This is a genomic window from Candidatus Nitrosopumilus sp. bin_68KS (assembly GCF_054095825.1).
In genome coordinates this window covers 55,729-81,364 of record NZ_JBSWSP010000013.1, presented here as the reverse complement: position 1 = coordinate 81,364, position 25,636 = coordinate 55,729, and the positions used below count along the sequence as shown (strand labels likewise).

32 protein-coding genes and 1 pseudogene are annotated in these 25,636 nt (G+C 32.6%); 11 read left to right on the top strand and 22 right to left on the bottom strand.

The annotated features are described in order from the left end of the window. Positions 1 to 4: 4 nt before the first annotated feature. The 5 genes and pseudogenes from carB to ACW9W3_RS06645 all read right to left on the bottom strand — a co-directional run. A pseudogene (gene carB / locus ACW9W3_RS06665) lies at positions 5 to 3,163 on the bottom strand (carbamoyl-phosphate synthase (glutamine-hydrolyzing) large subunit); the annotation flags it as partial. Between the two features lie 91 nt (positions 3,164 to 3,254). Beyond that, positions 3,255 to 4,445 (bottom strand): glutamine-hydrolyzing carbamoyl-phosphate synthase small subunit, encoded by a 1,191-nt coding sequence (gene carA, locus ACW9W3_RS06660; protein ID WP_457765421.1) that lies wholly within the window; start codon positions 4,443 to 4,445, stop codon positions 3,255 to 3,257. Positions 4,446 to 4,526: 81 nt separating this feature from the next. Further along, positions 4,527 to 5,720 carry an AAA family ATPase gene (locus tag ACW9W3_RS06655; protein ID WP_457765372.1) on the bottom strand — a complete coding sequence of 398 codons (1,194 nt, stop codon included), beginning with the start codon at positions 5,718 to 5,720 and terminating at the stop codon, positions 4,527 to 4,529. A gap of 9 nt (positions 5,721 to 5,729) precedes the next feature. Further along, on the bottom strand, positions 5,730 to 6,221 hold the full coding sequence (locus ACW9W3_RS06650; protein ID WP_457765371.1) for a hypothetical protein: 492 nt from the start codon (positions 6,219 to 6,221) through the stop codon (positions 5,730 to 5,732). Next, a complete protein-coding gene (locus ACW9W3_RS06645; protein WP_457765370.1) occupies positions 6,218 to 6,775 on the bottom strand; it encodes a hypothetical protein in 558 nt (185 codons plus the stop codon). The genes ACW9W3_RS06650 and ACW9W3_RS06645 overlap by 4 nt, the downstream gene beginning before the upstream one ends. A 159-nt stretch (positions 6,776 to 6,934) precedes the next feature. On the opposite strand from ACW9W3_RS06645, the gene ACW9W3_RS06640 reads away from it, so the two are divergent. From ACW9W3_RS06640 to ACW9W3_RS06625, 4 genes are all read left to right on the top strand, one after another. Beyond that, a complete protein-coding gene (locus ACW9W3_RS06640) occupies positions 6,935 to 8,095 on the top strand; it encodes a TrmB family transcriptional regulator (protein WP_457765369.1) in 1,161 nt (386 codons plus the stop codon). Positions 8,096 to 8,212: 117 nt separating this feature from the next. Then, positions 8,213 to 8,569: a response regulator transcription factor gene (locus ACW9W3_RS06635; protein WP_457765368.1), complete on the top strand. Its 357-nt coding sequence runs from the start codon at positions 8,213 to 8,215 to the stop codon at positions 8,567 to 8,569. A 61-nt stretch (positions 8,570 to 8,630) separates the two neighbouring features. Next, positions 8,631 to 9,086, top strand: coding sequence for a RidA family protein (locus ACW9W3_RS06630; protein ID WP_457765367.1), 456 nt, complete (start codon positions 8,631 to 8,633; stop codon positions 9,084 to 9,086). Positions 9,087 to 9,294: 208 nt separating this feature from the next. After that, on the top strand, positions 9,295 to 10,113 hold the full coding sequence (locus ACW9W3_RS06625; protein WP_457765366.1) for a PEFG-CTERM sorting domain-containing protein: 819 nt from the start codon (positions 9,295 to 9,297) through the stop codon (positions 10,111 to 10,113). 126 nt (positions 10,114 to 10,239) lie between these two features. Here the strand turns inward: ACW9W3_RS06625 and ACW9W3_RS06620 are convergent, their stop codons facing one another. The 3 genes from ACW9W3_RS06620 to ACW9W3_RS06610 form a co-directional block, all read right to left on the bottom strand. Continuing rightward, positions 10,240 to 11,346: a DHHA1 domain-containing protein gene (locus ACW9W3_RS06620; RefSeq protein ID WP_457765365.1), complete on the bottom strand. Its 1,107-nt coding sequence runs from the start codon at positions 11,344 to 11,346 to the stop codon at positions 10,240 to 10,242. A 46-nt stretch (positions 11,347 to 11,392) separates the two neighbouring features. Beyond that, entirely contained in the window at positions 11,393 to 11,584 is a 192-nt protein-coding gene (locus ACW9W3_RS06615) for a hypothetical protein (RefSeq protein ID WP_457765364.1), read from the bottom strand. Between the two features lie 732 nt (positions 11,585 to 12,316). Continuing rightward, complete coding sequence (locus ACW9W3_RS06610) at positions 12,317 to 12,544, bottom strand: hypothetical protein (protein WP_457765363.1); 228 nt, start codon at positions 12,542 to 12,544, stop codon at positions 12,317 to 12,319. A gap of 167 nt (positions 12,545 to 12,711) precedes the next feature. On the opposite strand from ACW9W3_RS06610, the gene ACW9W3_RS06605 reads away from it, so the two are divergent. Further along, a complete protein-coding gene (locus ACW9W3_RS06605; RefSeq protein ID WP_457765362.1) occupies positions 12,712 to 12,981 on the top strand; it encodes a hypothetical protein in 270 nt (89 codons plus the stop codon). Positions 12,982 to 13,091: 110 nt separating this feature from the next. Here ACW9W3_RS06605 and ACW9W3_RS06600 read toward each other — a convergent pair whose 3' ends face one another. The 5 genes from ACW9W3_RS06600 to ACW9W3_RS06580 form a co-directional block, all read right to left on the bottom strand. Then, on the bottom strand, positions 13,092 to 13,490 hold the full coding sequence (locus tag ACW9W3_RS06600; protein ID WP_457765361.1) for a hypothetical protein: 399 nt from the start codon (positions 13,488 to 13,490) through the stop codon (positions 13,092 to 13,094). A gap of 65 nt (positions 13,491 to 13,555) precedes the next feature. Next, positions 13,556 to 14,074: a CBS domain-containing protein gene (locus ACW9W3_RS06595; RefSeq protein WP_457765360.1), complete on the bottom strand. Its 519-nt coding sequence runs from the start codon at positions 14,072 to 14,074 to the stop codon at positions 13,556 to 13,558. A gap of 59 nt (positions 14,075 to 14,133) precedes the next feature. After that, the gene (locus ACW9W3_RS06590) at positions 14,134 to 14,565 is read right to left on the bottom strand and encodes a hypothetical protein (protein ID WP_457765359.1); all 432 of its coding nucleotides are present in this window, start codon (positions 14,563 to 14,565) and stop codon (positions 14,134 to 14,136) included. Positions 14,566 to 14,593: 28 nt separating this feature from the next. Continuing rightward, positions 14,594 to 15,025, bottom strand: coding sequence for a universal stress protein (locus tag ACW9W3_RS06585; protein ID WP_457765358.1), 432 nt, complete (start codon positions 15,023 to 15,025; stop codon positions 14,594 to 14,596). A 3-nt stretch (positions 15,026 to 15,028) separates the two neighbouring features. Continuing rightward, a complete protein-coding gene (locus tag ACW9W3_RS06580) occupies positions 15,029 to 16,579 on the bottom strand; it encodes a YncE family protein (RefSeq protein ID WP_457765357.1) in 1,551 nt (516 codons plus the stop codon). A gap of 163 nt (positions 16,580 to 16,742) precedes the next feature. On the opposite strand from ACW9W3_RS06580, the gene ACW9W3_RS06575 reads away from it, so the two are divergent. Next, positions 16,743 to 17,348 carry a plastocyanin/azurin family copper-binding protein gene (locus ACW9W3_RS06575; protein WP_457765356.1) on the top strand — a complete coding sequence of 202 codons (606 nt, stop codon included), beginning with the start codon at positions 16,743 to 16,745 and terminating at the stop codon, positions 17,346 to 17,348. Between the two features lie 141 nt (positions 17,349 to 17,489). Here ACW9W3_RS06575 and ACW9W3_RS06570 read toward each other — a convergent pair whose 3' ends face one another. From ACW9W3_RS06570 to ACW9W3_RS06555, 4 genes are all read right to left on the bottom strand, one after another. Continuing rightward, positions 17,490 to 17,930, bottom strand: coding sequence for a cupin domain-containing protein (locus ACW9W3_RS06570; RefSeq protein WP_457765355.1), 441 nt, complete (start codon positions 17,928 to 17,930; stop codon positions 17,490 to 17,492). 306 nt (positions 17,931 to 18,236) lie between these two features. Then, positions 18,237 to 18,653 carry a universal stress protein gene (locus tag ACW9W3_RS06565; RefSeq protein ID WP_457765354.1) on the bottom strand — a complete coding sequence of 139 codons (417 nt, stop codon included), beginning with the start codon at positions 18,651 to 18,653 and terminating at the stop codon, positions 18,237 to 18,239. A 10-nt stretch (positions 18,654 to 18,663) separates the two neighbouring features. Next, complete coding sequence (locus tag ACW9W3_RS06560) at positions 18,664 to 19,098, bottom strand: universal stress protein (RefSeq protein ID WP_457765353.1); 435 nt, start codon at positions 19,096 to 19,098, stop codon at positions 18,664 to 18,666. After that, positions 19,099 to 19,530 (bottom strand): universal stress protein, encoded by a 432-nt coding sequence (locus ACW9W3_RS06555; RefSeq protein ID WP_457765352.1) that lies wholly within the window; start codon positions 19,528 to 19,530, stop codon positions 19,099 to 19,101. Positions 19,531 to 19,685: 155 nt separating this feature from the next. On the opposite strand from ACW9W3_RS06555, the gene ACW9W3_RS06550 reads away from it, so the two are divergent. Continuing rightward, positions 19,686 to 20,225: a hypothetical protein gene (locus ACW9W3_RS06550; RefSeq protein ID WP_457765351.1), complete on the top strand. Its 540-nt coding sequence runs from the start codon at positions 19,686 to 19,688 to the stop codon at positions 20,223 to 20,225. A gap of 62 nt (positions 20,226 to 20,287) precedes the next feature. Here the strand turns inward: ACW9W3_RS06550 and ACW9W3_RS06545 are convergent, their stop codons facing one another. Continuing rightward, positions 20,288 to 20,509, bottom strand: coding sequence for a hypothetical protein (locus ACW9W3_RS06545; protein ID WP_457765350.1), 222 nt, complete (start codon positions 20,507 to 20,509; stop codon positions 20,288 to 20,290). A 224-nt stretch (positions 20,510 to 20,733) separates the two neighbouring features. On the opposite strand from ACW9W3_RS06545, the gene ACW9W3_RS06540 reads away from it, so the two are divergent. After that, on the top strand, positions 20,734 to 20,952 hold the full coding sequence (locus ACW9W3_RS06540) for a hypothetical protein (protein WP_457765349.1): 219 nt from the start codon (positions 20,734 to 20,736) through the stop codon (positions 20,950 to 20,952). 131 nt (positions 20,953 to 21,083) lie between these two features. Here ACW9W3_RS06540 and ACW9W3_RS06535 read toward each other — a convergent pair whose 3' ends face one another. After that, positions 21,084 to 21,506, bottom strand: coding sequence for a universal stress protein (locus tag ACW9W3_RS06535; RefSeq protein ID WP_457765348.1), 423 nt, complete (start codon positions 21,504 to 21,506; stop codon positions 21,084 to 21,086). Between the two features lie 225 nt (positions 21,507 to 21,731). Here ACW9W3_RS06535 and ACW9W3_RS06530 point away from each other — a divergent pair, with 225 nt between their 5' ends. Further along, a complete protein-coding gene (locus ACW9W3_RS06530) occupies positions 21,732 to 22,028 on the top strand; it encodes a hypothetical protein (protein WP_457765347.1) in 297 nt (98 codons plus the stop codon). 408 nt (positions 22,029 to 22,436) lie between these two features. Here ACW9W3_RS06530 and ACW9W3_RS06525 read toward each other — a convergent pair whose 3' ends face one another. After that, the gene (locus tag ACW9W3_RS06525; RefSeq protein ID WP_457765346.1) at positions 22,437 to 23,480 is read right to left on the bottom strand and encodes an ester cyclase; all 1,044 of its coding nucleotides are present in this window, start codon (positions 23,478 to 23,480) and stop codon (positions 22,437 to 22,439) included. A 283-nt stretch (positions 23,481 to 23,763) separates the two neighbouring features. Here ACW9W3_RS06525 and ACW9W3_RS06520 point away from each other — a divergent pair, with 283 nt between their 5' ends. Beyond that, positions 23,764 to 23,973: a hypothetical protein gene (locus ACW9W3_RS06520; protein WP_457765345.1), complete on the top strand. Its 210-nt coding sequence runs from the start codon at positions 23,764 to 23,766 to the stop codon at positions 23,971 to 23,973. On the opposite strand, the gene ACW9W3_RS06515 is transcribed toward ACW9W3_RS06520, so the two are convergent. Further along, positions 23,964 to 24,314 carry a winged helix-turn-helix domain-containing protein gene (locus ACW9W3_RS06515; RefSeq protein WP_457765344.1) on the bottom strand — a complete coding sequence of 117 codons (351 nt, stop codon included), beginning with the start codon at positions 24,312 to 24,314 and terminating at the stop codon, positions 23,964 to 23,966. The two genes, ACW9W3_RS06520 and ACW9W3_RS06515, sit on opposite strands and share 10 nt — an antisense overlap. Before the next feature lie 63 nt (positions 24,315 to 24,377). Next, entirely contained in the window at positions 24,378 to 25,121 is a 744-nt protein-coding gene (locus ACW9W3_RS06510; protein ID WP_457765343.1) for a rhodanese-like domain-containing protein, read from the bottom strand. 111 nt (positions 25,122 to 25,232) lie between these two features. Between ACW9W3_RS06510 and ACW9W3_RS06505 the strand changes: the two genes are divergently transcribed. Next, entirely contained in the window at positions 25,233 to 25,619 is a 387-nt protein-coding gene (locus ACW9W3_RS06505; protein WP_457765342.1) for a DUF302 domain-containing protein, read from the top strand. Positions 25,620 to 25,636: the final 17 nt, after the last annotated feature.

Sequence of the window (25,636 nt, the reverse complement as noted above, 5' to 3'; positions counted from 1 at the left end):
AGTATTAATCATAATTATCATAAGGTTCAATTGGATCTTTAGTTGTTTTATTTGTTTTAAGCCACTCTAAAGTTTTTACAAAAGAGTCTGCCAATTCAATAGTTGTAAGTACAGGAATTCCAAGCTCCAAAGATTTTCTTCTAATTTGATATTCATCATCTAACATTCCAACATATTTTTCTAATGTAGAAGTACTTGGAATATTTATGATAAAGTCAATCTTTCGCTCATAAAGAAGATCAGCAATGTTTGGTTTTCGTTCAGGCTCTGAAATTTTATGAACAATTTGGATTTGACCAACTTTTTCTTCAAAGAACTCAGCAGTGTGTTCTGTTGCCAATATTTTGAATCCCAAATGTTTGAGTTTTGCAATAGACGCAACAAGTTTTTCTTTATTTTGGGCACCTCCAACTGTGATTAGTGCAGTACCTTTGTTAGGCAAATTATAGCCAACAGAAGTCAATCCCTTTGATAGTGCATCATAGAAACTATTTCCAAAACATGCAGCTTCTCCAGTAGATTGCATTTCAACACCAAGAGCAATATCTGCACCATCTAATTGCATAAATGAGAATTGTGGAACTTTAATCCCATAATTTTGAATCTTTTGCCACTTATTTTCAGGAATTTTAGGTAATGGTTTATCTAAAATTGCCTTTGCAGCAAGTGATATTAAATTTGTTTTAACTAATTTTGATACAAAAGGCATGGAACGGGATGCTCTAATGTTTAATTCAATTACATAGACATGATCATCATGAACTAAAAATTGGAGATTGAAGGGACCTTTGACATTAAATGTAAGTGCAATCTTTTTTGTATATTCATTTATTGTTTCAATGATTTTATTGCTTAATCTCCAAGGGGGGATACACATCATTGCATCTCCAGAATGAACACCAGCACTATCAATATGTTCAACAATTGCACCAATTACAACTTCTTTTCCATTACTAACACCATCTACATCCACTTCAAGTGAATTTAACATGAATTTAGAAATTACAACTGGATGATCAGGGGAAACATCAGTAGCTTCTTTCACATATGTTTTTAATTCATCTTGAGACCAAACAACTTTCATAGCTGCACCAGAAAGAACGTATGAAGGTCTAACGATAACAGGAAATTCAACTTGTTGTGCAAAGTTTTTTGCTTCATTTAGATTTGAGAATGCTTGCCAAAGAGGTTGCGGAATGTGAAGTTTATCAAGCTCAGCACTAAATTTTGAACGGTTTTCTGCTCGGTCTACATCGTGTGCACTAGTTCCTAAAATATTCACACCATGTTGTGCAAGACCAGGAGTAAGGTTATTTGCAGTTTGTCCGCCAACACATGTGATGATACCACGAGGATGCTCAAATTCAGTAATATCTAAAATTCGTTCCTGAGTTAATTCTTCAAAGTATAATCTAGTACAAATATCATAATCAGTAGATACTGTTTCAGGATTACAATTTACAACAGATATGCTTTTCTCACCATTTTCCTGCAAACCCCAAACCATGTTGACTGTTCCCCAATCAAATTCCACACTACTTCCAATTCTATAAGGGCCAGCTCCTAGTACAACAATTCCTTTTTCATCAGAAGGGATTACAATATCATGAGAGTGGCCACCATAAGTAAGATAGAGATAGTTGGTTACCGCAGGCCATTCGGCTGCAAGAGTGTCAATTTGTTTAACAGATGGCAATACGCCTAATTTCTTTCGTAAATTACGTATATCATCAGGAATAAATCCTTTAGCACGAGCAATTTGTTTATCTGAAAAACCCATTTTTTTGGCATCCCAAAGAAGAGGCTTATCCAGTTCAGATGTTTTTAGTTTTGATTCGATATTTACAATATTTTGTATTTTTTCAATAAACCAAGGATCAATTGTTGAAAGTTTGTAAATTCTCTCTACAGAAATTCCCATTTTTAGTGCGATGGCCACATTATACATAATATGATCATCATGATGAGAGAGTTTATCTTCAATTTCCTCTTCAGTGTATGTTTTTCCGTTTGCACGATTTAAAACAAGTCCATCATTTCCAATATCCAACATTCTGATTGCTTTTTGAAATGATTCTTCAAACGTTCTTCCTATAGCCATGACTTCACCAACAGATTTCATGGTTGGTCCAAGTCTTCTATTGACAAGTTCAAATTTTTCAAAATCCCATCGTGGATGTTTGCATACAATGTAATCAAGTGATGGTTCAAAGCATGCAGTAGTATTTTTTGTAATTCTGTTTACTAGTTCAGATAAATTGTAACCTAGCCCAATTTTTGCAGACATGTAAGCAAGTGGATAGCCAGTCGCTTTACTTGCAAGAGCAGAAGAGCGAGAAAGTCTCGGATTAATTTCAATTGCAACATATCTATCAGAGTTTGGTTCAAGTGCATACTGTATATTACATTCACCAACAATTCCAACATGTTTTGTTGCACGTAATGCTGCAGAACGTAACATATGGTATTCATGATTATCAATTGTTTGCGACGGTGCAACTACAATATTATCACCAGTGTGAGCTTTCATAGATAGAACGTTTTCCATATTACATACAATTACGTTATTTCCATCATAATCTTGCATTACCTCATATTCAATTTGTTTCCAATGCCCAATGTATTCTTCAATTAGAACCTGACCTACTATACTTGCCTTGAAACCTCTTTCAACAATTTCATGAAGTTCAATTTCATTATATGCGACTCCGCCACCACGACCACCCAAAGTATAAGCGACTCTAACAATCACAGGATATACTAATTCTTCTGCTGCCTTTTTTGCATCATCAAAATTTGTGACAGTTTTACTTTTCAAAACAGGGACTCTACATTCACCCATAGAATCTTTGAAGAGTTGACGATCCTCAGTTTTTTGAATTCCTTTAATTTGAGTTCCAAGTACTTTAACGCCGTATTTTTGGAGAACGCCAGATTCCTCTAGGCTAACCCCGCAATTAAGAGCGGTTTGACCACCATATGCCAGCATAATTCCGTCTGGCCTTTCTTTTTCGATAATGGATTCCACATACTCTTGGTTTACAGGAAGGAGATACACTTGATCTGCAAATCGCGTATCAGTTTGAATTGTTGCAATGTTTGGATTGATTAAAACACTGCTCAGTCCATCTTCACGTATGGCTTTGAGGCATTGGCTTCCGGAGTAGTCAAATTGACGGTCGTTTTAGCGACTCTCGCCGGCTTCTCCGATTTTAATTGCCCCACTACCAAGTACAAGAATTTTCTTTAACGACTCATTCTTTGGCAGATGTTCCTTCCTCCATAAGGTGTTGTAGCTCTTCAAAGACGAATTTACAATCATAAGGACCTGGTGCAGCTTCTGGATGGAATTGTACTGCAATGCACTTTTGTTTTTTGTGTTTTATTCCTTCAACTGTTTTGTCGTCTGCGTTTGTAAACCATAAATTAAATTCAGATTTTTCAAGAGATTCCGGAGTAATTCCATAACCATGATTCTGACTAGTTACATAAACTTGATTATTTTCTAAATTCACACAAGGTTTGTTTTGTCCACGATGTCCATACTTTAGTTTGTAAGTATTAGTATTTCCTGCAATACCAATAATTTGTGCACCTAAACAAATTCCTAATGTAGGAATATTATTTTCAATTAATTTTTTAGCAGTGTCAATTGTGTTAGGGCATTTTTGTGGATCACCGGGACCACTACTTAGTACAACACCCTTTGGATGATAAGACATTATTTTTTCATATGATGTATCCCATGGAAGACGAATTACTTTATAGCCAATCTCTCGAATGTTTCTGATAATTGCATTTTTTGCACCTGTATCAATAACCACAACAGATTGGTTTTCATCACCATATACCTTTTCTTGTTTTGTAGAGACATCATCCATGAATTGTTCAGAATCATAGCGTGGTGCAGATACGAGTTGTTTTTTGATCTCATCAACATTAATTTCTGAATCAGATACAACCAATGCGGCCATCATTACCCCACCAGTTCTAATCTTTTTTGTTAGTTCACGAGTGTCAATGCCAGAAATTCCAGGAATCTTTTCGTTGTATAGCCATTCATCAAGAGTCATAGTAAGATTCCAATGACTTGCAGTTAAAGATAATTCATGAACAACCAGACCACGAACTTGTATTTTATCAGATTCAAAGAATTTGGAGATTCCATCAGCATCTTTAATTGATGAGTCAGGTACACCATAATTTCCAACTAGCGGATATGTAAGAGTAAGAATTTGACCACTATACGAGGGATCTGTTAGTGCTTCAGTATAGCCCACCATTCCAGTATTAAAGACAATTTCCCCAAACGAAGTAGTAGAATAGCCAAAACCTTCCCCATCAAGAACAGATCCATCATCAAAAATTAGCTTTCCAAACTTTTTTGCGTGGTTTGATTTCTTTGTAGTAATTGTGACCCTCGATAAGTCCGCTAGAAAGCGAATTTAAGTTTTATGCGTAAATTGAAAGAAACTAATTGATCGCCAAATTAGAAAATCAGAATAGATTTTTAAAAATTATTAGATCTAAAGTGCCTGGAACTCTTCGCTCCACTTGTGATATGCACGAATCATTTCAAGAGAAACACTTGGTTTTCTTCTTGTCATAATATCTTTGAAATCAGATGTGGTAAGTTCTCGGGGCTTTATTGGCTCTTCGCCTTCAACTGGTTCATGATAATCAGGAGCATTAAAGATTTCATGAACTGTTTTAATTTGAGCGGCTTGGCAGACGTCTTTAATGTCACTTGCACTATAACCATCAAATAGTTTAGCCAATTCAGAATTATTTACTTTGTAGTTTTTACTTAGAGGTTCAGTGTATTGTGCAAATAGATTTTCTCTTGCTTCTTGTGTTGGTAGAGAAACATAGATTCTCTTTTGGAATCTTCTAAGGAAAGGCCAATCAAGACTCCAAGGTTTGTTTGTTGCGCCAATTACATACAACATCAGTTGTTTGCCTTTACCGTTAACGCCATCCATCTCAGTTAGGAATTGATTTTTAGTTCTTACCTCTCCTCCAACTTCACTATTTCTAGAACCAAGTAAAGAGTCAACTTCATCTACAAATAAAATTACAGGTTTTCCTTCTTTTTCTGCGTATTGTCTTGCCATAGAAAATAATTTTGAAACATTCTTTTCTGCTTCGCCTAACCATTTACTCATCATTGAAGATGCATCCACATTGATAAAATAACCATCCATCTCATTTGCAGTTGCTGCTGCAAGCATTGTTTTACCAGTACCTGGAGGACCGTAAAGTAACATTCCTTTTGGCCAACCTAATGGAAACAAATCAGGCCTCTTTGTAGGATAAACAATTGATTCACGTAAAGCACTTTTTGCATCATCTAATCCAATTACTTGGTCCCAAGTAACATCAGGTTTTTCTTTCATTAAAAGATCTTCAAAGTCATTTTCATTTTCTTGTCTCTGAACAGATTTCTTTTGTTCATCTTCAGATGCCTTTGGGTCTACTGCAGGCTCTACACCATGAGCCTGTTGTAATGCATTAATTCTATTATGGTAAGAGTTACATCGGTCTTTGTAAATTTGATTCAGTTTGCTTGTTGGGTATAATTGTAATAGTTTTACCAATGAATCAATGGCATGCTGATAATGTGTAATTGCCATCCCTCGTGCACCTTGGGAATCAAATTTGATAGCTTCTGAAGCATATTTGCTTGCAGTGTTTTCTAATTCTTGGGGGGCTAAACTCATCTCATATACCTACGCAGTTTGTCTTTGAGAATTTTGTTGGTATTCTACGGTGTTAATCTCTGTCACAAAATTGGTTAAACTAATTTCACTTGTTTCTTCCTCATTATAGTCTGGACCATTTTGATAATTTTTCTTAAAATCGGATTTATCTGAGATAGTTGTATGTACATCTTTTACTTTGTTAATGGAATCTTCAGCAGATAGAATTAATTCAGATATCTCATCATCAAGATCATCAATTGATGAGGCAGTTTCAGAAACTACAGAAGCAAAATGTTTTAGAATAGAACTCATCTCTTTTTTTTCAGCGTATTTGCACATCATAAAATCCGCAATTTTAACAATTTTATCCAAATCCTGTAATTCTTCTAAAGTTAGTTTATCGATTTTGATATCTTCAGAAGATTTTACTTCAGATAGTTTTTTATCGATTTTGATGGAAATATTTTTAATTCTTTGAATATCTTTTGCAAAATCTCGCTTGGAAGGTAAAGTTATCAAGTATTACATAATTTAGAAAAATCAACATTAGGATACTGCTTACTTATTTTAGAGTCCACCATCAATTTTACTTCATCAAGAAATATCGATGATTCATGGTTTGATTGGCTAAAATCAAATCTTGCTTTAGTAAGAGATGCAGAATCTAAAACAATACTTCCCAAATGAACAGATAATTCAGATAATCTTTGACTACATATTGGAGCTATACTAAAAAATTGAGCACTAATTGTTCTAATCATCGGAATTGACGAAGGAAGTGCCTCAGGAATACTATGAATGCCAGAAATAGAAATAATTCTTTTCTGAATTGTTTTGAGAACTTCTAAAGAAAAAGCCAAAGTTCGCTCAAGATCCATGGCACTAAGATGGTTTTTGTCAGTTTCATCAAAAAATAAAACAAGATCACGGTTAGATTTTTTTAAATCATATAGTTTTTCGGATAAAATATCTATAATTTCAGTTAATAAATTAGAAGAGTATTCCAATCTTGGAACAAGGGTCACTGAATTAGAAATTTTTTCAATGTCTGATTCATTGTATTTTACCAACATACCATTATTCTCACCTAGATTTTGTATTTGAGGACGATGTCACGATAATTTTAGTAACTACAGTTACACCTATCAGTAGTTACAATTTTGATTTTTTTTGAGTATTTGTGTAAAGGAATTTAGCTCTCAATTTTACCTAATAATAATGGGAGTAAAATTATGGTAAATGAACACGTGTTAACAGTAAGTTTAGAAGAATTTGGATTAAGTAAATATGAAGCACAAGCATATGTGGCCCTAATTTCAAAAGGTACAATTTCAGCTAGCGAATTAGCATATTATTCAGAGATTCCTAGAACAAAAATTTATCCAACATTATTAAAATTAGAAAATAAAAAACTAGCCATTATTTCAAAAAGCAAGCCGATTATGTGTACAGCGATTGCTCCTGAAGATGCATTTGATGGAATTATTCATGAACAAATCAACAAAGTAAACGCAATGAATTCATTGGTATCTAACTTGAAAAAAGCAAGCGAGGAAAGTAGAAAAACTAGAGGATCAGAAGAAAAAAGATATTTTCACATAAGTGCTAACAATGTTTTAACACAACTCCAAACAATGATTGAAGGTTCTAAATCATCAATCAAGATCATGACAGATCAATGGGGTTTTGGATTACTAGCTGAATGCAAAGAACAATTAGTCTCAGTTACACGTAGGAATCTAGATGTTAAAATTTTAGTTTCACCATCTCAAATTTGTTCAGAATCATATAGAAAAATTCCAGATGGAGTTGAAATCAGAGCATCAGAAATAACACAAAATTGTTTCATGTTTGATGAAACAGAGTTGCTTTTAGTAAATAATGATAATGGTAAAGGAGCAATTTTTTCATCGACAGATATTCTTGCTTCAAATCAAGAAAAAATATTTACAAACATTTGGAAAAATGCCATCAAAACAAAAGCATTGGCAGATATGTCAAAAACGGAAGCCCAAGAAATTTACAAAATAATTAAAACGGTTAATGAGATTGGTTTAACCTACATTCTAAATTCTACAATGGTGTTAAAAAAACCTGAATCAGACATATTCAAACTATTAGAAAAAAATGGTATTTCATTCAAATCAAAATCATTAGACGACATAATTGAGATAATAGATGCAATAGTGCAAATTACATGTTCAGGACATGTTAATTTTGAAGCAAATACAAAAAACATTACTGTTGAATCAAAGTTAAACAGTGGGCATTCATTACCATGGGTATCAATTTTAGATGGATGTCTTCAAAAACAAGGATATAAAACAAGAACAATCTATCAAAACAATTCAAATAAAGGCGAAAAAGTACACATCAAAATTATCAAAAACTAATTGTTTGAATTATTAATTTTTGAAAATAATGATACCAAATTAATGATTAGATTTATGGAAAAAAGTGTAATTTTCAAACAAACAATATTTAATGTATTATGATGTTCATACCATTTTATGGGATTAAACGTACTAGTTGTGGACGATTCACCATTTATGCGACAAAGTATCAAAGAAGTATTTCGATATATGAAGATAGATTCGGTAATCGAGGCAAAAAATGGCATGGATGCAGTTAGAGCATTTAGGAAGTATAAACCATCTCTAGTAACAATTGATTATGAGATGCCAGGCTTAAATGGGATTGAGACGGCAGCAAAGATTAGAGAAATTGATAAAAATGTAAAGATGTTAATTGTTACATCTATCAAATCAAATATGATAGCTGTAAAAAGCGGAAAAATTCCGCAGTTGGGATACATTACAAAACCCATTGATCCAATTATGGTAAAAAATGAATTAGCCAAACTGTAAAAATTTTAAAAATTCTAAATGTAGGTAAAAATAAATTCATATAAAAAATAGATATAGTGCTATGATTGAAGAAAAATTAGAGTCATTAGGAATAAAATTACCAATTCCACCAATACCAGCAGGATCTTATGTACCAGTAATTAGAACAGGAAATTTGTTATTCATTTCAGGACAAATCCCAATAGATGATGGAAAAGTAATTTTTACAGGTAAAGTGTCAGATGAAAATTTAGAGACTGCACAAAAATCAGCAAGAATGTGTGCAATTAACATCATAGCACAAATAAAAAGAGAATTAGGGAATTTAGATAAAGTATCAAAAATAGTCAGATTGTCAGGTTTTGTAAATTCTGTTCCAGAATTTTCGCAACAACCCAAAGTAATCAATAATGCATCAAATTTGTTTTTTGAGATATTTGGTGAAAAAGGAAAACACTCCAGAATTGCAGTAGGAGTAGCCAGTTTGCCATTAAATTCAATGACTGAAATTGATGCAATAATAGAGTTTTCAGAATAATCAATTAGGGATTTTTCTTAAATATGTCATTGAGTGAATGAACTTATGTTCATATTAGTAAAGGATGTTAATTGTATTCTTCCAGTTTTGGGCACAGGCAAATTAAAAAATAGAAAAAATAAAAATGCACCTAATTAGATTCAAGAAATAAGAGGATTGCTACTCATTTTAAGAAACGATTCATATGTGCTAAAAATGTAGTCAAAAGATGTTTAAGATTTCATTGTTTATGGTACTGACAATATCAATGATATCGACTTTAGCTTTTGCAGAACCAATAATAGAAGTACAAACATCAGATGATGAAATTAAAGCATTTGAGTCAATTTGGATAACAGGTAAAATTACAGATGTCTCACAGTACAAACCAGTGAAGTTAAGAATTATTGGACCAGATGGGGCATTAGTCTTTGCACCACAAGTGGCAATTAATGATAACGGAGAATTTAGAAAATTACTAAATCCACCAATTCCGAGCTTTGATGTAGGGAAATACATTGTAACTGCAAGTCATGATGACACAAAAACAGTTGCACAAACACAATTTACAGTAATCACCCAAGAAATTCCAAGAAACCCAACTGCCCAGACAACGAAGCCAACAGAATTAGTAGAGAAAGAAAGAAAAATTATAAAAGATCTATCCATGTCAGCTGAGGCTGAAAATGGTTCAGACATTATCAAAATTATAGGAAATTCAAGTTACAGAGGTACAGACATCACACTAATTATCAAATCACCATTAGGAAACGTGGTAACAATTGATCAAATCACACCTGGAATAACAGGAGATTTTGAAGTTGAAATCAAGACAGGTGGTCCTATGTGGAAAGAAGATGGCACATATACCATTACTGTAAATCAAGGGGCGTTATCAGAGTATAAGGAATCAATCAAAGTTGAAATCAAAGATGGCATGGTTATTCCAGAATTTGGAGTTATAGCATCATTGGTTTTAACAATATCAATAATTTCAATAATTATCATGTCTACAAAATCAAAATTATTCATATCATCTAGATTTTAATTCTAAAATATAGAAAAATATCATCTAGAAATATTTTAAAAAATAACTACACAGTATGAATTCTAAGTTGTTTTAAAAGATTCTTGTAAGAAATCAATATTTCTAAATAAACCAAATGCAAATTGATTATTTGATTTGTTTATTCAATTCTGTGATGAATTTTTTTATTTTTGGTTTTGGAATTACAGCTCCACATGCTTTATCATGACCCCCACCAGACCCTCCAAGACTAGTTGCAAGGTTGTTTACAATTTTTCCTAAATGTACTTTACAGTCTTTTGAGCCACGAACAGATACTGCATAAATTCCATGATCTACACGTTCTTTGTATGCAACACCCACATCTTTTCCAGATAAACCCATAACAAAATTAACTGCCCCACTTGCACCTGCATCAAGAATTTCCATATACCCTAGATTTTTCATGGTCTTCATTCCTTGTTTTACTTTGGCAATCATTTGAGATAGTTTTTCAACTTGAATTTGTGCAAACTCAAATGTATTAGGTATTGCGTGAGGGAATTTGGAATCGGCCAATTCTTCAACTAAATATAATAGATAATCAGGTTCTTTTTGATGTCCGACGATATTGTATGTTAGAACAGTTGCGCTAATTAATGCAAATTGTCTGTCATAGATTTGTAACAATTTTGAACCAATTGGTCGGGATTCCATATAATCAGTAATTGCAGCACAAGCTGCAACAAATGATGCATGATCATTTAATTTAGATTTAAAAGCAGAGTAAGCTAGAACTGCAGTACACTCATTGGTGTCATGAATTACTTTTACTTTGATTTTATTTAGTGCTTTGATAACATTTGGATCAATATCATGGTGATCTATGTAAGTAACAGAAACTTTATTTTTTCTCAATGTTGTCATAATATCAATAAATTCATCTTGGGTTTTTTTACTTAGACCCAAATCACAGATAAATAATGATTTTAATTTTTCATCTGAAACTACTTGGTTCAATGCTTCCATTTGTCCAGGATAGTCAACCAGAATTGCATCTCCACCAAACGCTTGTCTAATTATCGCAGCAGAGCTAATTCCATCACAATCTTCTTTATGTGAAATACAAATTACTTTATCTCGTTGTGACTTGGCAGTTTTTTTTACTTTAGTTTTAGTAGATTTTTTTACAGTGGATTTTTTAGGAACTTTTTTTGTAACTGTTTTTTTGACTGTCTTTTTAGTTGAAAGTTTTTTAGCCTTTGATACTGCCAATACAAATTAAAAAATTACTAGCCCTCATTTAAATTAAGAATGAAGTTCAAGATTCTCTAAAAGGTTTTTTGATACTTTGATGAATTAATGAACTAGAATCTAAATACACATCATAAAATGACAGTCCTTCCATCTGAGTTTGGTGATCAATTTCTTGAATCTTTTCAAGTTCATTTGATGATGCATTAAGTACCAAATCATCTAATTTTTCAAGACGTTTACGTTCCATTGGGCTCATTAATTTTTGATTAAAAATAATCATTTATGACCAAAAGTTGGCATTTTAGACTAATTACGTTGCAAAATGTTTACAAAATTTGATTTCATATATAAAGAAAAATTAAATATTTTCAAGGAGTAATTTTTTGTGAAACACTCGTATTTTAAATTAAATGGTAATGATTTAAGAGATTATTTATTTCAGCAGCAATAATAGATACACTAAATCAAAATTAATGATATTTTGAATAATTATTATTTCTAGGTAAAAAACCACTTCAAATTCAGTTTTGAAACAGCATGATCTACTATGAGTGAATATTTTACACAAACAATAATCAATAAAGTAATTTGCTCCAGTATGTTCAGCATCAATAAACTCTCAAAGACTTTCGTATCATTTACGACTCCACGCTTTGAGAGAATTGATGTTTTTTATTCAATGGAGAAAAAATCTTATTAAATATAATGTACATATTACTTGCGGAAGATAGATTCTGCAATATCCTCATTAGTGGAAGATATTCACAGCCAAGACACTCCTATTCCACCAACCAATCTGGCTTCCAAAATTAAATTATATAATCAGAACTTTAGACCGACAATGATTAATTGTTTGGTGAGAGTTACAATTACAATATAATTTTATATTTAAAACAAGAGTATATTTTTCATTAATTGATTTAACGTGTGATTAAGTACAGGTAAACAATATTTCATTCAGGTCATATCTATTGTTAAAGTAAATTTATTATTCAAATTTTGTATCATGTATTTCATAAATCAAAATTCCATCTACAATAATTTTATTTTCTGAATTTTTAAATAAATTTTTATGTTTATGCAATTCAAGTGTTCCTCCCCCTTCAAGTTTGATCATAATTTCTCCATTTTCTTCAAGGTTTTGTTTTACACAATGATATGTTACCATGCCAAATAATATTTTTTTTAATATATTACATATTATTACAATTTTCATTTATGAAAATGAATGAAAAATTGATGGTATGAAATTAGAAATTACTTGAACAGATTACTCATGAATTTTATGATTCTATTTTATCATAAAAAATATGAGTGATTATCTGGTTGTCAAAAATGAAAAATACATCATCATGATATATAGAAAAACTACATAGTTTCTGTATGAAAGTCAAAAAAGTTGGTCGCCGTGGAACCAAATCATACGAATCTGAAGTTGGCGAGCAAAATTGGGCAGGTGACGCCTATAGAAAAGTAGAGCAAGACAAACTTACAAAAGTTCCAAAAGGCAAAACAATGCATCTTGGAAGAGGAGTTAGAACCACTACAGCAGAAAACTTGCCAAAATCTACACCTAGACCATCAACTGAGGGAATGACCAGAGTCACAAATCGTGGAACAGGGAGTCGAGCAAGTAAAAATAAGGGATCTTAATAGTCTCTTATTTCTATATTTTTCATTACAGCCAGTGTAAACATTTTGTTTGTTGCAGGTACTGTCAAATTAATGGGGCATATTCTATCTGTAAAAGGTCAGGACATAAGTTAAGATTCTAGGGTTTTTTTCCAACCATTAACCTCAACATCAAAATTCTTTAACTGTGATTCAAACTGTTCTTGGGTCATGGGTTCAGGTCGTATAAACAACCATGTTACTGTAGAACCTTTCTCATTTGGCGTGACTCTACATGATACCGTCCATTCGCCTCCACCCCCAACAAAATCATGATCCAAGATTCCAAATTGTACATTATGTCTTAATCTGATTTTTGCTTTTCCAAATGGGGAATCACATATCCACCAATCATCTTTTTCTCTTTGAATATTTTTTAATGCCCCACCTAATTCCCAATTTTTCATATCTGTAAAAAACTCAAAAACAGTTTTGATGTTTTTTGTAGTGACCATTGTTTTTGCAATAACTGATCTTGATTCTTTACTCATAATTTGTAAGTATCAAACTAGGAAATAAACAAAACAATTAACAAATAACTAATTGTTTCTCGTATTTATTCATCTATTTCAAAGAATTCTTCACATTTGGGACAGTATAATCTAAAAGTACCATCAGGTAATTCAGTTTTCACTAGTCTTTCATCAGTGTGAAGTGGACATGTGTTTTTGATTTTTTCATTAGTTGAAAATCTAAAAAAGCGCAATATGTCCGTTGCAGTAATAATTCCAGAGATTTTTCCTTTATCAAAAACAGGAATCTTTCGAATCTTTTTCTCAATCATAATGCCAGAAGCTCGTAAAACTGATTCCTCAGCAGAAATATGGATGACAGGAGATGTCATGACCTCAGAGATTTTTGTAGAGGGAGGAATTTCATCAACAGTTACTTTGACTGCAAAATCCCTTTCAGTCATTATACCTACAGGCTCGTTGTCTCTCATTACTATCACTGAACCGACTCCGTCATTTCTCATGATTTTTGCTGCCTGTCGAATGGTATGCTCTGAATGAACCATTTCAACATCTTTAGTCATTAAATCTTTTACCAAAGTTTTCACAGGATTAGGATTCAAAGTAACATCTCATAAAGATGAAATTAATTTAATAGATGCTATAATTTTCAAACTTGAAATCAGCATTGACCAGTATTACATGTAATTTGATTGAGCTCATCCCATTGATTATCAATCACAGCAGAAATTATTTTTTCGTCAACTATCACAACTTCAATTACATGGAAAGTGATATCTACAGGAAGATCCATTTGTACTCTATTTCCATATCCAGTATGAAGAGTTTTGAATGTACCTGTCAAAAGAAATTTTGAATCAGATATGTCCTCTGAAACAACTACAATTTCCAACGTATTAGTTATACCATCATATGAATATGTGGGGCCAGTAATGATAAACTGTTCAGTAATATCGATTATTTTTTGTAAGTCACTTTCAGTAATTTCAGTTATAGAATCATCAGAGTCTTCAACATTATATAGATTCAAAACTGCAATTAAAACAATACCAAATACGATTGCGGCAATAATTATTACTCCTTTAAAGATCAAATTTGAACACCATCACTCATTTTTGATTCTATTTTACTATGGTTACAGGAGCTTTTGCCTTGTGCAAGACAAAGTTTGATGTACTTCCAAAAAATAGTTCTTTTGGAAATCCCATTCCTCTAGCACCAATTACAACATGGTCAATCTTGTTTACAGGATTATTTGCAAATGTAGCTAAATCATAACCGGCAGTATGTCCTGCAAGAATAACACCTTCAAAACCAACATCATTTTTCTCTACTAATTTTTTTGCATCTTTGATAATTTTCTCTGCTTTTTTTGGCCATTTTTTCTCAGGTATTCTTGCAGAATGAACTGCAGTAAAAATCCCAAATTCAGTAACACTATGAATACAGAGTAGGGTGGATTTTGTTTGCTTTGCCAATCCAATAGCGTTTTCTAATCCTTTAATGGAATTTTTTGAGCCATCCAAACAGACCATTATTTTTTTAATAGACATTTTCTACTCCAATATGGTTCCCCATCCACGCTCTACTAGTTTTTTAGCAGTAGAAGGAAACGTACATGCTATTTTTCCAGTGATACTTTCAACCCATACTTTTCCCTCACATACTATATCATATCCTTTAGAAAGTGATGGTTCTTGTGCAATTGGGGTGGCAAAAGTTTGAAGAGGCTCTCGTGTTTCCTCAGAGATAATACTTCCAGTAATTGATAGTATTTTGGAGTTTGGCTCTACTTGTAAGGATATAATTCGGTCATTGAATGGACTGAGAGATTCTTGATGTTTTACAGATTTTCCATCCACTATTACCTCAAATGGCAAATCAGTATCAAGCATTTTGGAATCAAGTACATATCGGGGTATGCTTACTGTGATTTTACCGCCATCCTCAGTTCCAACATTCATCAAAAGTTCTGTATTTACAACATCCACTATTGCATTTGATGCAGTTACATCTTGGCCATGAACATGAATCAACCCTACAAGTGCAGAAGGAATCTGCAATGTCAACACAGGCAAATGAATAGAATATGATGTTGGACCTAAAACAAGTACCTTATCTTCGGATTTTAATGCAACATAGACTTTGTGTGATTTTGGGTTTACCTCCATACCCCATGGATGGGATTGAAGATCTAATTTGGATTTGATTTTGTTTGTTTGTCCATCAATCTTTACAATTTTGTTTTGTGTTAGGTATGATGCATAAATCACATGTTCATCAGTATCTACTGCAATTGCCATGGCTTTGTCCCCTAATGGGATCTCTCCAACAATTTCTTTTTCCAAAATATTGATCACTGTAATGCATTCACATCCCCTGTTTGTGACATAAGCGAGATGATGTAGTGGATCAAGTTCTAATCCCCATGGACCTCCTGACATTTTGATGGTTTTTGCTACTTCGTATATGGGCCTCACAGAATATTCATCAGTTACATCCTCCAAGAAAGTAATTTCATTTCCCGCAAGACTTGCAACCATTACAGTATTGCTAAGTGGATCAGCCCTTACAGTAAATGGATGTCTTGGTACGGAAATAGTTTGAATTATCTCATCAGTTTTTGTATCAATTACATGAATATTATTAGAATTATAATCTGCAACATACACAATTTCATTTGTTGGGTTGTAATCAAGTGACCAACCGCCAGTTACAAAATGAACATCAGACCTTTGTCCATATGGCTGGTTTGAAGTAGTGGGAAAATCAATTTCAGAACCAGATAATGGAATCGTTTTGATAAGTAATCTGGTGCTTAAACTATAAACATCAATTCCGCCACTTTCAAATGGTGCAGCATAAATCTTGTTTTTATCAGGTACTGCCTCAACTGCCATTATTCCAGAAGATGAAGTTGTGATAAAGTCAACATTTTTGTTATTATCAATGTCAATTATGTCGATATGAGGATATTGGAAACTGGAAACATAAAGAAAGTCATCAGTGAGTGACATTCCCATAGGATTCTCTGATACGGGAATATTTTCAAGAACATGATGTGCAAAAGAATTTTGGCTTATAGATAACGAGAAAATAACTGCCAAGGTCAGGATCATTAAAGGTAGGATTTTCACATATTTTTTTAATCATAATATAATAAAAGGACAAAACATATTTCTCAAAAGTGGTTTTGAAAAAATCACAATCATTTTCATTTTTGGTAATTAGGTAATTACTTTAATGTGGCAAAAAATTAAATTTTTTCACATGACATCAATCGATAAAATGGCCATAGCTTGGTCACTTGGAATTGTTGCAATTTTTGTTGCTTTGGCAGCTTCAGGAGATTCCCTTCAAGGAATCGCAGACGTCAAGGCACCTGAACCAATAGTACGGCCAGGAACGTTAGAAGAACCAAGCTATGAAGAAACAAAGCCCAAAACAGATCCATTTGCAGATCTTGCTGCGGAAGTAAGAGGGCAAACTGAAGAATCATCAAACCAAGACAAAGAACAGAAACAGATGAAAGAACAAGAACAGAAACAGATGAAAGAACAAGAACAGAAAGGTCCTAAAACAGTTAATGTGTCAATACCATCTGGAACATCAGTACCAGGATGTGAAGTAACAAACGAATGTTATCTCCCATATTCAGTCACTATTTCAAAAGGAGATACAGTGAGTTGGTCAAATGATGATACTGCAGCACATACTGTAACTAGTGGTTCACCTTCTGAAGGTCCTGACGGAAACTTTGATAGTAGTCTGGTCATGAGTGGAGCTGTTTACGAGTTTACATTTGAGCAAACAGGAAGTTATGATTACTTCTGCATGGTTCATCCTTGGATGACTGGAATTGTTCAGGTAAACTAATTTTTTATTTTTTTAATTTCATTTTTGAAAAACAACACCAGTATTAAATAAAATTCTGTTAATAGAACTATGGCGAGGGCAATCAATTCTAAATCTTTGTCTATACTGCCTAGAATTTGATTTACAAAGTCCTCGTCAAAATTAAAACCAATGGGTTTTAACATTATTCATAAATGACAGTTGCGAAGAGGCGTGATCATCTGTTGCCCCATGCCAGTGAGGAATACCTGACGGAATTAAAACAGCTTCGTCCTTTTTGAGTTCCAAGGATTCTTTAATTTCAAACTTATTTTGATTACCTATCTTAGACAAAATTTCTATTTGACCAATACCTTCCATTCCAATTATGATTTGATCAGAATCATGAAGGTGAATTTTTGATTTAGAGCCTTTCTCAAATTTTATAAAATATGATTTGAATTCATTAGTGAAAAAATTCTTGGAAAGTCGATTGAGGCAAATGTTACCAATTTTATTTCCAGTTGTGTCTATCTCAAGATTATCATTAATTTTAATTTTCTTAAGACTTGTCATGGATAGGATGGCGGGTACCGTCAGGATGAATACATTCTCCGCCCTCATGTTTGTGATCACCCTTGTTACCCTGGCAATGAGTATGTTCACAATTACAATTTTTTGTCATATACCATATCACAGTATTTTCTTTAAAAAGCCATAGATAGATTCTCAAAGTTGGCATTAACAACAAAGATTTTTCCAGAATTATTTAACCCACACTATTTCTATTGATTTGATTTTTGTGGAAGGTGAAACATAAGAAAGAGAATCACCAATTCTTGTTTCATAAAAACCTTAAAAAACAATATCATGTATTCCAGATCTAAGTATTAATAATTCCATAAATCCTTAACGCTAATTTTGAAAAATCTATTTTATTATAAGAACAGGTGTTTTTGATGAATGCAGTACATAGTTTGAAGTGCTACCAAGAAAGATCTCCTTGATAGAACTCATTCCTCTTGATCCAATAATAATCATATCAAAATTATTTTTTTGTGCAAAAGAAACAATTGTGCTTCCCTCTTCACCATATTCTAACACATCAATAAAATCTACATCTTTTCTAGTACACATTGCCTTTGCTATTCTCATGAAATCTTTGTAATGTTTACTCATGGACTTACCAATCATGGTTCTTACAGGCCCCATTTCAGTTGGGAATACTTGAACTACAGACAGTCCAGTTATGGATGCATCAGTTAGTTTTGCAAGCTTGATTGCAAAACTTAACGCTCGAATAGAGGGTTTAGAGCCATCTAATGCAACAAGAATTTGTTCAATCATTTGACTACAATCATTTTATTATTAAAACAGGGCATTTTGCTTTTTGTACCATTCCATTACTTACACTGCCAAGCAAAACTTTGTCAAATTTCCCTCTTCCAGATGAACCCATCACAATAAGATCAATATTTTGGGATTTTGCAAAAGATAGGAGGGATTTGACTGTGTTGTTTGACTCTAGCATTACCGTATTGATATGTATTGATTTTCTTTTGGCAATTTCTTTTAATTGACAGAAAAGTTTTGCCAATAGTTTTTTTGCTTCTTTCATAATTTTTTTGTTTAAATGTTTGTCAATATACCATCCACCTAGATTTTTAATATCTAAACAAGCAACAACTTCCAGAGTGGAATTGTGTTGGTTAGCAATTTCTGCGGCTTTTTTAAACGCACGATTTGCATTTGTAGACCCATCATAGGGAACTAAAATATTTGTAAAAGTCATTTATTTTACCACCATTACAGAACATTTTGCTTGCTGTACTACTCCATTTGCAACACTTCCAAGAATCAGTTTATTCAAACCTGTTCGTCCATGAGATCCCATAACAATCAGATCAGTTTTTTTCGATTTTGTGAAATTGATAATTTCTTTGACTATGGATGTTCCTTGTTTAATTTTTATAGATAGAAGGACATCGTTTTTCTTTGCTGCCTGTTCAAGCTTGTAAATTAATTTTTTAGCTACACGTTGTTGTTTTTTTATTGTTTGAGGATTGATTGCAGAGTGTCCGGTTATAGCAGAATATTCCCCTTCGATGACTGTAAGTATAGTTATTTTTGATCCATCTCTTTTTGCAATATCTAATGCTTTTCTAAATGCCCTATTTGAAAAACCTGTTCCATCATAGGGAACTAAAATATTTGTAAAAGTCATGTATGACTTTTTATTTATTTGAATTAAAAAAGTACGCATGATTCTCAAAAATTGAAATTAATACTTCCAACATCAAAATTCTAAGATGTTATCAGTAATTCCAGTTTTGAAAATCATAATATGATGTTTTATTGTTTTTACACATCATGATTGTAATGAAATCGAATCTAAAATATTCCATTACTGGAACAGTTCTTGCAACCCTTTTGATTGTTGCAGCTATATCTGTTCAGTATGGAAATTATCAAGCAGAGGGCCTCATAGGTGCTCAAAGTTCTACAGAGTTAGGATTGGAAGATGAAAGAGCACGAATGGGGTTGAGTACTGGATATGATGATCGACTCTATGTTGTACATATCACTAGTGGAAACCCAGACAGTCAACATGAACGACATTCTGCAATGATGGGAATACAGCATGCAAAAGCATTCCAAGATGCTGGAAAAAATGTAATTGTTTTTCTTGATGTTGACGGAGTCAGAATTGCTGATGAAGACAGACCAGTTGCACTTACTGTTCAACACGCAGCATTAAAGGAATTCTTGAATGGTGGGGGACGAGTCATTGCATGTGAGCACTGTGTTGCAAGTTTTGATGTAAACAACCTAGTAAGAGGCGTAGAAATTGATCCACATCCATACATGCCAAAAATTCAGAAAATCCTATCTGAAGTAGACGTAGTGCTAGACTACTAGCATTTTTTTATTTTTTTTAAAAAAAAATTAAGGAAACCTGACTTTGGGCATTATAGTGATGATTATTTCTTTTCTATACCTTCTCTATGAATCCAATAATATGCTACAGAATCTGCTGAAATCCAATATGTCTCAGTAGCTGCATCGACTTTGATTTCTTGTGAGGATTCATCAAAGGATACGTTGTGTTTGTGAAGTTCCAGTTTTTCTCCTGAACCCAATTTTAACATGAGTTCACCACTTTTGTCTAATTCCTCTTTGATTCTTTTGAAATTTGCCATCATAACAATTCAATAATTTAATATTTAATTTAGTAGTTCATTTTTCAAATCTGAAAAACATGTTCTTTTATCTGATTTTAAAAATAACAATTAAAATCATAAATGTTTAAAATCATCTTAGACAAGACAAAATGTTTTCAAAAAATTGGTTGTGGTTAGACGGACAGATTATTTTCAAGTATGATAACTTTAGACTGATTTAACTATGAGGAAAACGATTTAAAACCATGGATATAAAATCACAAAAACAAATTGACGATATAATGATTGAAACAAATGAAAAAATATCTTCCATTGTTAATGAATTTAGAAGTATCAAATTTTCAAAAATGAATGAAGGTGACAAACGAACAAAGTGTGATAAATTAAGAGAGGAATTTGAAAAAACAATGTTTGAAGAAGAGAAAAAAATAGAAAAAATGATGAAAAATACTAGTGAAAATTGATGGAATTGATACCCATTATGAAACAGTTAAAGTAAGATGGACTCAAGTTTATTCGAATCTCATCATACTTGTAAAGGAGTTATTGCTAGTCAAAATCGTTACAAAATAATCTAAATTCTATTTTGATAAAACTACTTGATTACCAGTACAGGCACCTTTGAGCTCTGCACAATACTGTTTGATACGCTACCAAGAAGCATTTGTTTTAATTTACCGCGTCCTCTTGCACCAATAACAACAAGATCAAATTTATTTTTTTGAGCAAAATCAATAATTTCTTTTGCCTCATGTCCAAATACAATTTCCTTTTTGAATTTAATTGAATTTTTTATTACCTGGTTTTTTGCAGTCTCAAGAAATTTTTCCACTTTTTTTAACTCATTTTGTGTTTGTGGGACGTAAATCATATTCGGATTATCAAAAGCAGTACGTAAAACAAACATAGTAGTTATCGAGGAATTGCACTTTTTTGCAAGGAAAATTGCCTTGGTTAATGCTTTAAACGAATTCTTTGAACCATCCATGGGAACAAGAATTGTTTTAATTTTTTCCATACAAGATTCCTATTATCATTACTTAAAAATTAATTGAGAATTATTGCTGTAAAAAATTTTCAATCAGAGATTTCATGAATCTACCCATGAGTTTAACGTTTTATCTATTTGGATGTAAATGAAATAAAATGTCATTCGAGGTATTAAAAATATGATTTTCATTTATGATAATCACTTATGGATTATGTATGAGAGTCTTATATTCAAATAATCAATAATTGTTCCATGAGTCAAAACAAAGAAGGGGGTTCCCCTAAGAAATTGTATGTTATTGTCTTTGTATTGATAGCAGTGGTTTTTGCAACTGCAGTTTGGCCATTTTGGAATCTAATTCCAGAATATATCACAGAAGAAGTAAGAGTAGTATCAAACTCGGATGGCAAATGTTACATTCACACAGATGATAATTTTATGATTCCTGCAGGTGATGTTTGTGGTGATGCAAAACCAAACGATAGAATCATGGTAGAATATGATGTGAAGATCAAAGACAGGATGAATGCCGCAGTAAGACATCCATAACCATTTTTTTAGAATCTTATTTATTTTTTAAACTGTTTGTTTCCTTGCTCTGGAAGGAAAATTTACATGTGTAGGACATTCCCCCATCCAAAGAACAGTAAGTAATGAGAAAACTAGGAAATCTCTGCAGAGACCATTCCATTATTCTTAAAAAAGCAGAAGCAAAGTTAGATAGAATCTCAGAATTGATTAAATATAAAAAATCACCTCTAAGAAATTTGAAATTATTTCATCATTTTAGTATGATAATGACAATGAAAAATGTCGTAAAAAATAGAGCAGAGTAGAATTACCACTCTTCTGGCTTTTATTTTTCATATGCATGACAGAGTCATAGTTGAGGAAATATCAAAGAAATTAGGAATGCTTTCAAATAATTTCACTAAATGAAATAAAAGAAGAAGAATACTATGCCAATCCTATTTGCTTCATGAATTCCAGATTATCCCAGAATAGGTACTCCTCAGTCATGACGCCATTTTCCCAGTAACCAACGGTAGCCATGTTAAGCTTGTAGGATTTTCCAGTGGGCTGAACAATAGTTCCATCAGGTAATTGCATAGGTTCAGTAAAGGTTCCCTCAATTACACCAATCACACTTGTCCAAGGTCCAGATGCAATCTTGATAGGATGTTGTTCTATTCTAGTATCAGGGGCCCAAACAAACATTGCTTTCAAATCTTCAATGTGTGGTTCTATTCCAGTAGTAGTACGACTATCAGGCCAGTGTACAACAATATCACTTGAGTGGCTTTCATGCAATCTGTCCCATTTCTGGTTTGTAAACACATCAAAATCCAATTCATCAAATGTTTTTAGATGTTGTTCAGAAAGGAGTTCTGCAGTTTGGAATTTTGTTAGTTCATCTTCATGGTGTGTATCATCCATATCAGAATGATCATCTTTGCTCATTTTATCGAGCATTTTCTCTATGTGTTTTAGAAGTTCTGGACCATCCATTTGACTCATCTTTTCAATTTTCTGATCATGGTGTTCAGACATCATAGACTTCATTGAATCAATCATCTCCATTTTACTCATAGATTTCATTTGTTCTAACAATTGAAGATGTCTTTCCTTCATCTTGTTTTTTCCGTCATGTAAGGATTCACCGTGTTTTCCTTTGTCTTCATGTGAGAATTCACCGTGTTTTCCTTTGTCTTCATGTGAGAATTCACCGTGTTTTCCTTTGTCTTCATGTGAGGATTCACCGTGTTTTCCTTTGTCTTCATGTGAGGATTCACCGTGCTTGGTTTTAGAGGATTCTGATTGATCTACTTCAGAACATAGTTTATCTCCACAAACTTGGGATTTGGTTGCAGACCCATATTTTTGAGTGGTTGTTCCTTTTGCTTTTGCAGCGTCAGCTGTCTGTAAAAGATCAACAGATGCTACAACAGTAACTGTAAGCAGTATTGCTATACTGAATGCTACTGTAAGTTGTTTGTTCATGAAAAATTGATATGATTTTTATCATATAATATTCACAGACATTTTCCGTACCTGATTTTCAGGATTGGTAATCGTTTTCGGAAATTGTCTACTTTTGTATTATATCCTAAAGCCATAGTGCTACCATGAGATTACAATTAGGAAACACAGAATTTGCTAAAAATTTCAAATTTCATGCAAAATTAACAAGAAAATGTATTGTGTGTAATAGCCACAAAATACACGTAAATCAATCACGAGTACTCTGCAAATGTTGTAATTCGTTATGGAGTTTTGAATAATAATGGCAGCGACATGTAGAGGAATTTGTCAAGATTTCAAAAGTATTGGAACATCAATGAAATTAAAATATGAAGAAGGGCAAAAACGATGTACTTTTTGTGGTATTTTTATGAGTGTTGAAGGATATAGATGTCCATGTTGTAGAATCAAATTAAGAACAAAAGCAAGAAATGGAAATTCAAAAATTAAAAGAATAGATAATTACCAGTAAGCACTAGTACCCATTCCTTTATTTTCTACAATTTGAACATCTAATTCTTCTAATCCAAATATCACATAGATGGATTTTAATCGATTTTGGTATAGAAAATATTTTTTGCCATCATCAGTAACAACAGAGCCTGTAACTTTGAGAATTTTATTTTCTTCTAATTCATTAACTCGTCTATATGCAGTAGTCATCGGAATATCACAACCTTTTACAATATCAACTACAGATTTTGGTTGTTCTATTGTGTAATTCATTATAGATCTTGAATAATCATCAGACAATGCCTTGAGAATATATTTTCTCAGATTCGAATCTCTTCCTAGAATTTTAAAATCAGCCATTCTAAAAACTCTTAGTTTTCATACAATATAATCCTGATTTTAAAAAAGAAAAAATCATGGAATTTACATTCCTGGTTGAATTTGAGAGTTCCATGCTTTCATTCCGCCTTCTAGAACTTGAAAGTCAATTCCTTCTTGTGCTAGTGCATAAGTTGCTATTGTTGCCCTGTTACCTGAGCCGCAGATAACTACTACTGGTTTATCAGTTGGGATGGAATCCATTCCGTTTGGTTGGAATATTTCTGCAAGAGGAATATTTACTGCACCATCAATCTTTGATTCCAACAGTTCATCAGGTTCTCTTACATCAAGCAAATACAAATCTTCATTGTTGGCTAGTTTTTCTATCAATTCTTCTGAATCAATCGCCGTTTGGGAACGAGATATAATATTTTCAGATATATTGTTCATTCCACCCTCCAGATAGAAAGTTTGTATTCCCATCTCAGTCATGGATTTTGCTGCTTTTTTTGCTTGTGAACCATCTTGGTCAATTAAGACAAGATTGAATCTTGAAGCCACATCAGGTAATCTATTTTGGATTGTTTTTACTCGTTTGTCCAAAGTTGCAAAATCTAAGACATCATGTGAGGCATCTTCCAAATGTCCAGATTGATACTCTTCGGCAGTTCTAATATCTACTATCAGAACATGTTCTTTATTTTCTAGTAAGCCAGTAACTATTTCAGAACTTACAGCATGTTTGTCAACACTTGTGGTGGTAAAATTTTGGTCTATAGTTACTGTACCAATTATTGTAATTCCAATTATTACAGATACAATAATTCCAATGTTTTTTGGTTGCATGAAGTTAGTATTTAAAATCGGATTATTATATCAGAATACATTTTCCACAAATAATTACCAAACGTGGAAATCGTATTTGTGTATATATTATTTAATTGAGAAATAACAGTAATGAGTTTCACACATACAGTAAAAACAGAAAAAAGCATTGATGGTACCATTACTGATCTTACTCACAACCTAAAAGAAATAGGATTTGGGGTTTTAGAAATATTAGATTTTAAAAAAATTCTATCAGATAAAGGACTAGAATTTGCAGAGGATTACAGACTAATGGAAGTGTGTAATCCTCATCTTGCAAAGCAGGTACTTGAGGCAAATCCAGATTTAGGGTTGTTACTTCCATGCACTATTGCAGTATATCAAAAAAATAATGAGAATTTTATCAGTTTGGCAAGACCGACTTCTTTACTTTCAATGGCATCAAATGATAATTTCAAAATTTCAGGTGAATCTATCGAAGATGGTCTAATCAAAGTTATAGAATCTACAAAATAAGATAGGAAAAACAGACA